The sequence below is a fragment of the Eoetvoesiella caeni genome (assembly GCF_003315175.1).
Lineage (GTDB): Bacteria > Pseudomonadota > Gammaproteobacteria > Burkholderiales > Burkholderiaceae_B > Eoetvoesia > Eoetvoesia caeni.
In genome coordinates, this window is sequence record NZ_QNRQ01000002.1 from 103,177 (window position 1) to 115,040 (window position 11,864).

At 47.5% G+C, this 11,864-nt stretch carries 11 protein-coding genes; 6 read left to right on the plus strand and 5 right to left on the minus strand.

Annotated features, from left to right (window positions below; translation table 11 throughout):
• Positions 1-54 precede the first annotated feature (54 nt).
• The 4 genes from pseC to DFR37_RS04165 all read right to left on the minus strand — a co-directional run bounded on the left by pseC (position 55) and on the right by DFR37_RS04165 (position 4,689).
• A complete protein-coding gene (pseC, locus tag DFR37_RS04150) occupies positions 55-1,209 on the minus strand; it encodes a UDP-4-amino-4,6-dideoxy-N-acetyl-beta-L-altrosamine transaminase (protein ID WP_113931982.1) in 1,155 nt (384 codons plus the stop codon).
• Entirely contained in the window at positions 1,206-2,222 is a 1,017-nt protein-coding gene (pseB, locus tag DFR37_RS04155) for a UDP-N-acetylglucosamine 4,6-dehydratase (inverting) (protein ID WP_113931983.1), read from the minus strand. The genes pseC and pseB overlap by 4 nt, the downstream gene beginning before the upstream one ends.
• Positions 2,223-2,342: 120 nt before the next feature.
• Positions 2,343-3,278: a UDP-glucuronic acid decarboxylase family protein gene (locus DFR37_RS04160; RefSeq protein WP_113931984.1), complete on the minus strand. Its 936-nt coding sequence runs from the start codon at positions 3,276-3,278 to the stop codon at positions 2,343-2,345.
• A gap of 10 nt (positions 3,279-3,288) precedes the next feature.
• On the minus strand, positions 3,289-4,689 hold the full coding sequence (locus DFR37_RS04165; RefSeq protein ID WP_113931985.1) for a UDP-glucose dehydrogenase family protein: 1,401 nt from the start codon (positions 4,687-4,689) through the stop codon (positions 3,289-3,291).
• Between the two features lie 313 nt (positions 4,690-5,002).
• Here DFR37_RS04165 and DFR37_RS22770 point away from each other — a divergent pair, with 313 nt between their 5' ends.
• The 6 genes from DFR37_RS22770 (at position 5,003) to DFR37_RS04185 (ending at position 10,885) form a co-directional block, all read left to right on the plus strand.
• Complete coding sequence (locus tag DFR37_RS22770; RefSeq protein WP_147251585.1) at positions 5,003-5,410, plus strand: SxtJ family membrane protein; 408 nt, start codon at positions 5,003-5,005, stop codon at positions 5,408-5,410.
• 11 nt (positions 5,411-5,421) lie between these two features.
• Entirely contained in the window at positions 5,422-5,571 is a 150-nt protein-coding gene (locus DFR37_RS23255; RefSeq protein ID WP_242341706.1) for a DUF5989 family protein, read from the plus strand.
• Between the two features lie 3 nt (positions 5,572-5,574).
• Positions 5,575-7,410, plus strand: coding sequence for a carbamoyltransferase family protein (locus DFR37_RS04170; RefSeq protein ID WP_113931986.1), 1,836 nt, complete (start codon positions 5,575-5,577; stop codon positions 7,408-7,410).
• The gene (locus DFR37_RS04175) at positions 7,397-8,641 is read left to right on the plus strand and encodes an SGNH/GDSL hydrolase family protein (protein ID WP_113931987.1); all 1,245 of its coding nucleotides are present in this window, start codon (positions 7,397-7,399) and stop codon (positions 8,639-8,641) included. Before DFR37_RS04170 ends, DFR37_RS04175 begins: the two co-directional genes overlap by 14 nt.
• A gap of 211 nt (positions 8,642-8,852) precedes the next feature.
• Entirely contained in the window at positions 8,853-10,130 is a 1,278-nt protein-coding gene (locus DFR37_RS04180; protein ID WP_113931988.1) for an O-antigen ligase family protein, read from the plus strand.
• Complete coding sequence (locus tag DFR37_RS04185) at positions 10,127-10,885, plus strand: YdcF family protein (RefSeq protein WP_170139824.1); 759 nt, start codon at positions 10,127-10,129, stop codon at positions 10,883-10,885. Before DFR37_RS04180 ends, DFR37_RS04185 begins: the two co-directional genes overlap by 4 nt.
• Here the strand turns inward: DFR37_RS04185 and DFR37_RS04190 are convergent.
• Positions 10,832-11,710: a helix-turn-helix domain-containing protein gene (locus DFR37_RS04190; protein WP_113931990.1), complete on the minus strand. Its 879-nt coding sequence runs from the start codon at positions 11,708-11,710 to the stop codon at positions 10,832-10,834. The genes DFR37_RS04185 and DFR37_RS04190 overlap by 54 nt on opposite strands.
• Between the last annotated feature and the right edge of the window lie 154 nt (positions 11,711-11,864).

Genomic DNA, 11,864 nt, shown 5'->3' on the forward strand with positions numbered 1-11,864 from the left:
TCCGTAAAAAACACAACAAGCTCATAACAACACTTTATTGCAAAACGATTTTGTCTACGCCAAATCCCGCAGAACATTGACTACGACATCTTGTTGTAATGCTGTCAAGGTGGCATACATTGGCAAACTAATCGCCTCGGCATAGTATCGCTCGGCCTCTGGAAATTGCCCCTCCTTAAACCCTAGATGTTTATAGTAAGGCTGGGTATGCACTGGTATGTAATGCAAATTCACACCTATACCATGCCCACGAAGGCTTTCAAAAATTTGGCGATGGCTGCGTTTAAACGCATCCAAGTGCAAGCGTATTACATATAAATGTAAACCTGAATAACCATCGGGATGTTGCCAGGGAGTCGTTAAAGGCAGGTCTGCCAGCAACTCATCATAGCGATGTGCTAGCTCATGCCGCGTGGAAACATACTGATCTAAACGGTTTAACTGGCTTAACCCCAAAGCACCTTGAAGCTCAGTCATCCGATAGTTATAACCAAGATCTACCTGTTGATAATACCAGGGGCCGTCTGACTCTTGAGTCATTAAATCTGGGTTTCTTGTAACTCCATGGCTACGCAATAAATCCATACGCTGCGCGAGCTGCGCATTATTAGTCAAAGCCATCCCCCCCTCAGCGGAGGTAATAATTTTAACCGGGTGAAAACTAAAAACGGTCACATCGCTATAACGGCCACTACCTATAGGCTCGCCCTTATATTTACCGCCGATTGCGTGCGATGCATCTTCGATAATGCTAAAACCGAATCGTTGGCTCAAAGCAAAAATGGCTTCCATATCACACGGTTGACCACATAAATGCACTGGCACCACCACTTTTGGCAGACGTCCTTGCTGCTCGGCCAAAAGTAGCTTTCGTTCTAACGCAACGGGACACAAGTTATAGGTTATAGGATCGATATCAACAAAATCGACCTGTGCCCCACAATACAAAGCGCAGTTAGCAGATGCAACAAAAGTAATGGGCGTTGTCCATAAAGTATCGCCATGGCCCAACCCTAACGCCATACAAGCAATATGCAGCGCAGACGTTGCGCTGTTCACCGCCACCGCATATCTAGCGCCACAATATGCGGCTACCGCATCTTCAAAAAGAGGAACCTGCGGGCCTTGCGTCAAAAAATCTGACTGCAACACCGCTACAACAGCATCAATGTCTGTCTGCGTGATCTCTTGCCGACCGTAGGGAATCATGCTGCACTTATTTCCGGATTAAGGACATGTTCTGCAATAAGCTCACGCAACTGATCAACAGTCAAAAAATCGGTATTACTGCCACTATCATAAGCATAACCTGGTGCAACCGGGTGTCCGCCACAACTTGCGCAATAACTTTCCGCAGAATGCTGGCCGGCAGACGGCAATATTGCAAAATACTTGCCTAAATCGACTGTATTGAAGCTATCGCTCGCCGTAATCATTTCTTCATGTATTTTCTCGCCAGGGCGAATACCAACGATCGGGTGGTCACAGTCTGGACCGATTGCCTGCGCAATATCGGTAATTCGATAGCTCGGAATTTTGGGAACAAAGATTTCTCCTCCTTGTGCATGCTGTAACGCCCATAACACCATCTCAACGCCATCTTGAAGGCTGATATTGAAGCGTGTCATCGCTGGGTCTGTAATAGGCAATGCCCCAGTTTGTCGGCGCTGTAAGAAAAATGGTATGACAGATCCGCGGCTACCCATGACATTGCCATAACGCACTACACTAAATCGTAAATCGCGCTTGCCTTTAACATTATTAGCAGCGGTAAACAACTTGTCTGAGCAGAGCTTGGTAGCGCCATATAAATTAATCGGCGCCGCCGCCTTGTCAGTAGACAAAGCAACGACTTTTTTAACTTCCGTATCGAAACAGGCCTCGATAACGTTTTGCGCTCCGAGCACATTCGTCTTTATACACTCGAAAGGATTATATTCGGCAGCAGGCACCTGCTTTAGAGCAGCGGCATGTATGACAATGTCTACGCCTTCCATTGCTCTACGTACACGGTCAGCGTCACGAACATCACCGATAAAATAGCGTAATGCCGGATATTCCGCATCCGAAAATTGTTGCGCCATCTCGAATTGCTTAAGCTCATCGCGACTAAAAATCACCAAGCGTTTAACATCGGGATAACGCTTCAAAATTGTTTTGACAAAGGCCTTACCAAAAGAACCAGTGCCACCCGTTATAAGTATAGATTTATTATTCAACATAAGTTGAGCCCTAACAATTACGCACAAATGGCTTATAAGCCGCTGATTTATACATACAGTTTAAAAGATGGCTTATAAGCCGGCGATTTATACATACAGTTTGAACCTTATAAGATGACGTTAAATTACTGAACGAAAATAATCTACCGTGTGCTTTAAACCCTCATCTAGTTGAATGGACGGTTCCCAACCACCAAGATGCGTTTTGGCCAACGAAATATCAGGCTGCCTTTGCTTCGGGTCATCTTGCGGCAATTGCCGATAGACTAATTTGCTCGACGAATTCGTCTTTTCCAAAATAGTCTGAGCCAACTGTAGCATCGTAAACTCCCCTGGATTACCGATATTTACTGGCCCAATGAAATCGTCAGGGGAAGCCATCATGCGCACCATAACTTCGACTAAATCGCTAACATAACAAAAACTACGGGTTTGAGAACCGTCGCCGTAAATCGTTATATCTTCTCCCCTCAGTGCTTGAACGATGAAATTTGATACCACTCTGCCATCGTTAGGATGCATACGCGGCCCATAAGTATTAAATATACGTACCACTTTAATACGCAAACTATGTTGACGCTGATAATCGAAAAATAATGTTTCCGCGCAACGCTTACCCTCATCGTAACAACTGCGTATGCCTATTGGGTTTACCTTACCCCAGTAAGTTTCAGGTTGCGGGTGTATTTCGGGATCACCGTACACTTCGCTGGTTGATGCCTGCAATATCTTGGCGCCAAGCCGTTTCGCCAAGCCCAACATATTAATTGCACCGTGAACGCTTGTTTTAGTTGTTTGGACGGGATCATGTTGATAATGCACGGGCGAAGCCGGGCAAGCCAAATTATAGATCTCGTCGACTTCAACGTAGAGCGGGAATGTGACATCATGACGCAAGACCTCAAACCGCGGGTTAGTCAGTAGATGTCTAATATTTGCTTTCGTACCAGTGAAGTAGTTGTCAACACACAACACATCATGCCCGTCATTGAGTAGGCGTTCGCAAAGGTGAGAGCCTAGAAAACCCGCTCCTCCAGTAACTAGTATTTTTTTCATCTATCTTATCTCAATTAACAGTCGGCCTACCAATGGAGTAGTATTCAATCCCGGCGTCGGCCAATATGGGCGGTTCATACAAATTCCTACCGTCAAACACTATTGGGTGTTTAAGTGCAGATTTCATTGCCGAAAAATCAGGACTCCGAAAAGTTTTCCATTCCGTCACAATAACCAAAGCGTCAGCATCAGATAGTGCATCTATAGGTTGAGCAACAAAGTGAACAGCCGCAAGCCTTTCCGGCGCACCGGCGAAATCAATTTCCAAACACTTACGACACTCTTCCATCGCAATAGGATCGTGTGCTTGGATTTTCGCCCCACGGGCGACTAATTCCCGAATAATTACACGACTAGGCGCCTCGCGCATGTCGTCAGTGTTCGGTTTAAAAGCCAATCCCCACAACGCAAAGCAACGACCACTCAAATCCTCGCCAAAACGTTTAAGAACCTTACCAACAAGCACTCGTTTTTGCGCCTCGTTAATAGCCTCTACAGCATCCAGAATCTGTAAACGCTGATCATGTTCAGCCGCAGTTCGAATTAAGGCCTGTACATCTTTCGGAAAACAAGATCCACCGTAACCAGTACCCGCATACAGAAAACTATAACCAATGCGCGGATCCGAACCAATGCCTTGGCGAACCAATTCAATGTCCGCGCCCACCGCGTCTGCCAAGCCAGCCAATTCATTCATAAAACTAATTCGTGTGGCCAACATCGCATTAGCTGCATACTTCGTAAATTCAGCCGACCTCACGTCCATGTAGTGCGTACGTTCATGATTACGATTAAACGGCGCATACAAATTGTGCATTTGAGCTCGCGCCTGTTGGCCTGCCGCACTATCGTCTACACCTATAACGATTCTGTCAGGGCGCATGAAGTCGTCCAACGCAGCGCCTTCCTTTAGAAACTCTGGATTCGAAACCACAGAAAAATCAGGTTGCCCCAACGCCCGTCGCTGTTCGGGGTCTGGCGAAAAGCCACGTTTTACTAACTCGTCGGTAATTGCCGCCTTGACCATGTCAGCAGTTCCCACCGGCACTGTGGACTTATCCACAATTACCTTAAATCCCTGCATCGAGCGGCCTATCGTTCGGGCTGCCGCCAGTACATATTGCAAATCGGCCGACCCATCTTCTCCTGGAGGGGTACCAACGGCAATAAATTGAACATCACCATGAAGTACACCGGCCTCCGCGTCGGTCGAAAACAGCAACCGCCCGGCTTCTCTATTTTGTTGAATTAATTCTTTTAAACCTGGCTCATAAATCGGAACACCGCCACAGTTTAAAATATCAATCTTGCCGGCATCCACATCGAGACAAAACACATGATTTCCTAGCTCCGCCAAACAAGCGCCTGTTACAAGGCCGACGTAGCCTGACCCAACTAACGTTATCTTCAAGAACCTACTCCTCGTAGCGATCCATGGCAGCTCCGCTACCAAACTCTTAAAAAACTAATTGGTTTGCGCAACAACTACTCGCAACCTATGGTCTCGTTGAGCTTACATTTTATGCGATTTCAATCAAAGGGGCCGGAAGACCGAAGCATATGCCTCCAAGATGCAGCTTCCACTTTGAGCTAATGCCCACGCAACCGCCCCCGAATATGCGGCGATTAGGCTTGCGAACCTCAGAATCAATGCAATGAAATGCGATTAGCGGTTTACGGCCCGAGCCTTTAGAATGGTGTGCCTTTCACAAATAGAAGCAATAATGAACCTCTCTAAACAAGACAAACTTCCATCCAATCGTAGCTTCGGCGCCTTATTTACCGCCATTTTTGCTGCCATTGCAATTTACAGCCATATAACAGGCGCACAACAGCATGTCTGGCTTAGCTGGGCATTTATTTGTGTACTACTCGGACTGATTACCCTATTAGCTCCAAAACTACTATTACCGTTCAATAAAATATGGTTTTTAATAGGTGTCTCTCTAGCAAAAATTTTCAATCCACTTGTACTCGGAGTACTGTTCTTCATCGTGCTCACTCCTGTTGCACTCGTCGCGAAGGTATTCGGCCGAGATGCGCTTCGCCTAAAACGCCGAGAAATTCCTTCATACTGGATCGAACGGTGTCCACCCGGTCCTTCTCCTGAAACGTTCAAAAATCAATTCTAAGGTCTTATATAATGTCTTTCATTAAAGAACTGTTAGTATTTTTGCGCGTTCGTAAGAAACTATGGTTAATACCGATTATTATGATAATGGTGCTGATTGGCGGCTTGCTTATCGCGGCGCAAGGTTCCGTCATCGCTCCATTCATCTACACACTATTCTGATCAATGAAAATACTCGGCCTCTCAGCTTACTACCACGATTCCGCCGCATGCTTAATCATAGACGGCGAGATTATCGCAGCTGCGCAAGAGGAACGATTCACCCGTAAAAAACACGATCCTGATTTTCCCATTCTCGCCATTCGATATTGCTTGCAACAAGGTGGCGTTGATGTTGGTGAAATCGATTATGTCGTGTTCTACGATAAACCGTTCTTGAAATTTGAACGACTGCTTGAAACATACCTTGCATATGCCCCCCGAGGGTTCAAAAGCTTTGCAACGTCTCTTCCCGTTTGGTTAAAAGATAAATTATTTCAAAAGAAAGTCATCTCAGATGCTCTCCAAGAGCATCTGAGCAAAGCTATTGACTGGCAAGAAAGACTACTATTTTCCGAGCACCACCTAAGCCACGCAGCGTCAGCATTTTTTCCATCGCCTTTTGAAGAAGCAGCTGTCTTAACTATGGATGGCGTCGGGGAATGGACTACTACGTCATTAGCGATTGGCCAGGGCAACTCGCTCCAAGTACATAAGGAAATTCAATTTCCCCACTCACTCGGATTACTTTATTCGGCGTTTACCTACTACACTGGCTTTAAAGTAAATTCGGGCGAATATAAAATTATGGGGTTAGCACCCTACGGTGAGGCGAAGTATACGAAGTTAATTAAGGATCATCTCGTCGACATCAAAGACGATGGCTCCTTTCATCTAAACATGAGCTACTTCAATTATTGCACTGGCCTTACCATGACCAACGCAAAGTTTGACTCCCTCTTTGGTGGTCCCGCACGTACTTCTGAAGGACAACTCACTCAACGGGAGATGGATTTAGCTGCGTCTATTCAGGCGGTTACCGACGAGATAGTGGTCAAACTCGCTCGGGGAATTCAAAAATCCACAGGGCAAAGAAATCTATGCTTAGCTGGCGGCGTAGCCCTTAATTGCGTAGCAAATGGCAAGCTCTTACGCGAAAATATATTTGATAAACTGTGGATTCAACCCGCTTCTGGGGACGCAGGCGGTGCAATTGGTGCGGCGCTGGGCGCATACCACTTAATGTTGAATCAGCCTCGAATCATCGCTGCGCCCGATGCAATGAAGGGTTCATATCTTGGTCCAGAATACAGCCAGAGAGACATTGAAGAGCGTCTCCAAAACGCGGGAGCAAAACTCACTATCGTTTCCGATGAAGATTTGATCAACATTACGGCTCATGCTCTAGTTGAAGGAAAGGCAGTAGGTTGGCATCAAGGCAGAATGGAATTTGGCCCTCGCGCCCTGGGCGGCCGGTCCATCATTGCTGACCCACGATCACCCATCGTCCAAAAACAGTTAAATTTAAAGGTAAAGTATCGCGAATCCTTTAGACCATTTGCTCCCAGCGTACTTTATGAAGACGCTAAAAACTGGTTCGATATCAACACAGAGAGCCCGTACATGCTGCTAGTCGCGGATATAGCTAAAGAGAAACAGCTTCCAATGACCGATGAACAACAACAACTTTTCGGTATCGATAAGCTGAATGTCCCAAGGTCCACAATTCCAGCGGTGACGCATGTTGACTACTCGGCACGTATACAAACGGTACATCCCAATACGAATCCGCGTTATTACAACCTTATTTCAAAATTTAAAGAGTTAACCGGCTGCCCAGTACTCGTGAATACCTCATTCAATGTACGAGGAGAGCCAATCGTCTGCACACCAGAAGACGCCTTCCATTGTTTGATGGGAACCGATATCGAGCTCCTGGCCATTGGAAATTGCGTAATAAGAAAAGAGGAGCAAGATACCACCCTGATCAAAGACTACAGAGATCGTTATGATCTCGACTGACAGCCGAAAACGCTGGATATACGCTGCAGGCTATATATCAGTACTAATTATCATCTATATTTCGCTAGTCATAGCAGATATTATCTTCGACATTTATTTGAAAAATATTAATGGGACAAGAGCAGTTCAGCTTGAGCAAGTACGCGCCTGTGATGAAGATTACCCATTAATTAATCAGGCCAGAAAATTAGGCTATCAAAGCCTTATTTACCCGGATCTATATGACCAGCCTCCCTATAAGTTAATAGCGGACAAACATCATATTGCACCACTTGCATCTATGCCCAACTCCAATCTTTATTACTGCAATGAAGGTTATGGACAAGTACGCTACACATCAGATCGATATGGCTTCCGAAACATTGACTCTGTATGGGAATTATCAGAGCTAGATGTTGCGTTGATCGGCGACTCTTATGTTCAGGGTGCGTGCGTAAATGCCAATGACAGTATATCCGGCTTCCTCAAATTAGCAGGGACAAAAGCCATAAACCTAGGTACGGGAAGCAACTCCCCGATCCATTATGCTGCTATCGCACAAACTTTTGTAAAAATCAAGAATTTCAAAAATGTCGTGGTAGTCTTCTATCCAAACGACAACATTAATAACGAGCGCGATAGCGTATTTCAAAAGTATTTTTTTGATCAAGCGGCAGAGTACTTTTCCGACGAGAGCGCAGACCATAAAGCGCCAAAATTATCAAATACCTTGATTACACTCTATGAAGAGTCCGCAGATCTACTTGCGGCCAATACTCATGTGATAGACGAGAAAAGAGCAATAGCCGCTCAACAATGTTTCGAGTCAAGGAAGCTAAGTGTGCGGCTACAAACCAGTATTGGCGAGGCCAAAGAGCACCTAAGTCTCGCGGGTCTCCAACGTTTAGTCATGACTCATCTGCTCGCCCCGCCCCAAACTGAAAACGTTCAGAAGGACTTGCCTTATGGCTCAAAGTTAGCCATTGACGTACTAAAAAGGGAGTGTGGACAAAACAAATGTACCCCACTAATTGTTTATATTCCAAACAGTAACTTCTGGAGGCCTGACTCTCGGGCGAAACAGTACTCCAATCTTTTAAGAGAATATTCCAAATCTATAGGTATTACGTTCTTGGATATGTCTTTGCAACTAGAGAAAATGGGTAAATTTGCATATGCGACACATGGACCGCACCTTTCCCCTAAAGGATATCAAGCCGTGGCCGCAGCAATTTCGAAACAAATTAATTGACTACTTAGGCCTGCATTACTTTACGACCCGCCAAGAAACTGTCCAAACTCTGATAGCTATAGTGTTACGCACCTCATATTTTAGGCCACAAGAATACCCATCCAGTGTGCGAAAACATGCGTTATGTATTGAGCTACCATAGCAAATTCTTCCTACAACCATTTACCGTTAAAAACGGAAATACGCCGGCTTAATAGATTGCAATACAACAATGAAAACTCACCTCTATCAAAATAGAGCTTGGTCCACCATCGCGTCGGTGGCGGTTTTTCTACTCTATGCCCTTACATACATAGTTCCCTCCGGTTACTCATATGGCGCTGTACTGCTGTTTTTAACAAGTTTGGGATATTTAACAACAAAGCCAAACTGGAAGCTCTCCGCCGAGGATAAGGCTCTCATTTACATCTTTCTTAGTATTTTTATTATTGCCCTTGTCGCTTTTATCATCCACAGTAACGAACCAAAAACCGTAGATCAGGCCAGTCGATACTTACTTTTCGTCCCGATTCTATTATTGCTATTAAAAATGCCACCGCATCAGTGGGCCATATGGGCCGGCATTGCGGTAGGGAGCATTTCAGCGGCAGCATTTGCCACATGGCAACGATACGGATTAGGCATTGATCGCCCTGATGGCTTCATGACTAGTGCGATCCCATTTGGTGATATTAGTTTAATGGCCGGTATATTATGTTTGCCGGGCATGTTTTGGGCTAACGCTCAAACCACATATACACGCGCTTGGCGCATCTTGGCAGTAGGCTTTTTAGCCGGACTTTATACCTCTATCCTCAGCGGTAGTCGTGGGGGCTGGTTAGCAATTCCCTTAGTTATTGTTCTGCTTTGCATTGCCTTTCTTAAAAGGAAAGGTTTGAAGCAAACTATTATAAGTATCGTTCTAGTAATCGCCGCCCTAGGCGTAGTCTTTACAGCACTACAAGATAAAGTCATTGCGCGCTATGACATTGCCGTAATTCAAATCAATGATTACGCGCAACACCGCGATGCGAACACTTCAGTTGGCATCCGCCTGGAAGCGTGGCGTGCTGCAGTCATCAACATTGCAGAAAGACCAATTCTAGGCTGGAGCTACAAAGACTACGCCGCCAGGCTGCAAGAGCTAGCGGCAGAAAAGAAAACCTCACAGTCGATTACCGAACTGGCTAACACCCACAACAACTACCTGGAAGTCTGGCTGCACCAAGGCATATTTGGCTTACTAGCTTTATTGGCTATGTTCATAGTTCCGTTCTGGTTCTTTTGCAAGCGCCTTCGCTCGCCCAATGCCAACGTGCAGGCGCTAGCAGTTGGCGGTGCCTCTTTGTTGGTGTCGTTTTTTATCTTCGGGCTTACCCAGGTAATTCTCGGCCGCAATAACGGAGTCATCTTCTTCGGGCTAAGCTTGGTTATTTTCTGGGCATGCATGCGCAACGAAGAAAAAAAGGCGGCGGAACAGCTATCAAACACGCCAGTAAGCCAGCAATGACTTCCACCCTAAACACAATAATTTCCCAATTCGTCCTGCTGCCAACCAGCCTATTAATCGTCCTGCTTATTGGCTGCATCCTGCTTTACAAGCGCTGCAGTCGTTCCGCCCTGCTCTTGTTGTTTATTGGCCTGGGCGGCCTAACCGTTTTAAGCATGCCCTTTACCGCCCAGCACTTGGTGCAATCATTGGGCGTTGTACCTGCGGCTACTCCGGCTTCTTTGGCGAAGGCTCAGGCCATAGTGGTTTTGGGCGGCGGCATCAAGCGTGACCAGCCCGAATATGCCGCCGATGTCCTCAACACCACCAGCCTGGAACGCGTGCGCTACGCGGCGTTTTTGTATGACGAATACGAGCTGCCCATTCTAGTTACGGGCGGCAATCCGGGCGGGGGCGAGGCCGAGGGCTGGGTTATGAAGCGCACGCTGGAAGGGCTGTTCAATGTGCCGGTGCGGTGGATGGAAACGAAGTCCATGGACACCGACGAGAATGCGCGTTTTTCTTGGGATATTTTAAGCAAGCAAGGCATTACCGTTATTGCGCTGGTTACCCACGCAACGCATATGCCGCGTGCGCAGCGGGCTTTCCAGCAGGCGGGCTTTACGGTTGTTCCGGCCGCCACGGGTTTTCCGGATTTGCCGGTGGCGGGCGTGATGAATTTTATTCCGCAGGCCAATAGCCTGGGCTTAAGCAACCTGGCGCTACGCGAGTGGGTGGGCAGGCTGTGGTACTGGGTACGCGGCCATATTCGTTAGAAACGGAGTGTTGCCGGGGTATTCCATAAGCTTGGAAAACAGTTCTTGCTGGGTGCGGATATTAAGCTTGGCAAAGCCCCTGTTGCGGTAGGTAATGGCCGAGGCCGGCTGTATGCCCATGGCCTTGGCGGCGGCTGGCAGTGTCATGCCGCGCGCTATATAAAGAATGAGGTCGTATTCGCGCTTGCTAAGCTTGGTTTCCAGCTGGGCTTGCAGGGCGTTTAGCTTGTCGGCGCTAAGCGCCAGGGTTGGCGGCATGACGCGGTAGCGCTGTACGGCGGCTTCGCTTAGGCAGGCGGAAAGCAGTTCCAGGTAGTTCAGGTCGGCCCTGGAAAAAGCCCTTGCGGTGGCTGCACGGTATATGCCTATCAGTAGATTATTGTTGCCTTTTAGCTGGCGGAATATGGCAAAGCGCTGGGCTGTGCCAGTGCTGTTGTAAATGGTGCGGTAGGCGGGGTCGACGATGTCGTCGGCGTCTTGGTGCAGCAGTATGGTGGCCTGCAGCGCGGGGGTGGCGGCGCGGCTGCGCAGTACTTCTTGCAATGCAATGTCCCGTTGGTAGTGCTTGTCTACGTAGGCGCTCCAGGCGGGGGCAGAATTGGCCATGCCGGCGGCTTCGGCATGGCCCAGCAGCCAGGGCTGGCCGGTGGCGGGCAGCAAGAACAGGGCACAATTCAGCACGTCCACTTCCGAACGGATTAAGCGCAGGGTTGCTTCGGGCAGCCGTGTGCGGTCTTCGTCGGTGATCGAAGCCAGCAGTTCGCACAGTCCCGCCTGCGAAACCGAAAACTTTCCTGTCTGTTGGCTGGCTTGCCATATTCGCATTGTTTGTCTCCGCAACTTTCTGTTTTTGTGCCGTTGTCCTTAGATAGGGGGACATACGTTGCCTTGCTCTGTACCTACCATTGCCTTATGTAAGCCCACCGCACTGCCGGGTGCCGGGGCCTTACTTGAAACCTGCTTGGGCATTTTATGGAGA

Bases quoted from the DNA above. Each gene is read 5' to 3' on its own strand.
- pseC (WP_113931982.1), bottom strand. From the start codon at position 1,209: ATGATTCCCTACGGTCGGCAAGAGATCACGCAGACAGACATTGATGCT.
- pseB (WP_113931983.1), bottom strand. From the start codon at position 2,222: ATGTTGAATAATAAATCTATACTTATAACGGGTGGCACTGGTTCTTTT.
- DFR37_RS04160 (WP_113931984.1), bottom strand. From the start codon at position 3,278: ATGAAAAAAATACTAGTTACTGGAGGAGCGGGTTTTCTAGGCTCTCAC.
- DFR37_RS22770 (WP_147251585.1), top strand. From the start codon at position 5,003: ATGAACCTCTCTAAACAAGACAAACTTCCATCCAATCGTAGCTTCGGC.
- DFR37_RS23255 (WP_242341706.1), top strand. From the start codon at position 5,422: ATGTCTTTCATTAAAGAACTGTTAGTATTTTTGCGCGTTCGTAAGAAA.
- DFR37_RS04170 (WP_113931986.1), top strand. From the start codon at position 5,575: ATGAAAATACTCGGCCTCTCAGCTTACTACCACGATTCCGCCGCATGC.
- DFR37_RS04175 (WP_113931987.1), top strand. From the start codon at position 7,397: ATGATCTCGACTGACAGCCGAAAACGCTGGATATACGCTGCAGGCTAT.
- DFR37_RS04180 (WP_113931988.1), top strand. From the start codon at position 8,853: ATGAAAACTCACCTCTATCAAAATAGAGCTTGGTCCACCATCGCGTCG.
- DFR37_RS04185 (WP_170139824.1), top strand. From the start codon at position 10,127: ATGACTTCCACCCTAAACACAATAATTTCCCAATTCGTCCTGCTGCCA.
- DFR37_RS04190 (WP_113931990.1), bottom strand. From the start codon at position 11,710: ATGCGAATATGGCAAGCCAGCCAACAGACAGGAAAGTTTTCGGTTTCG.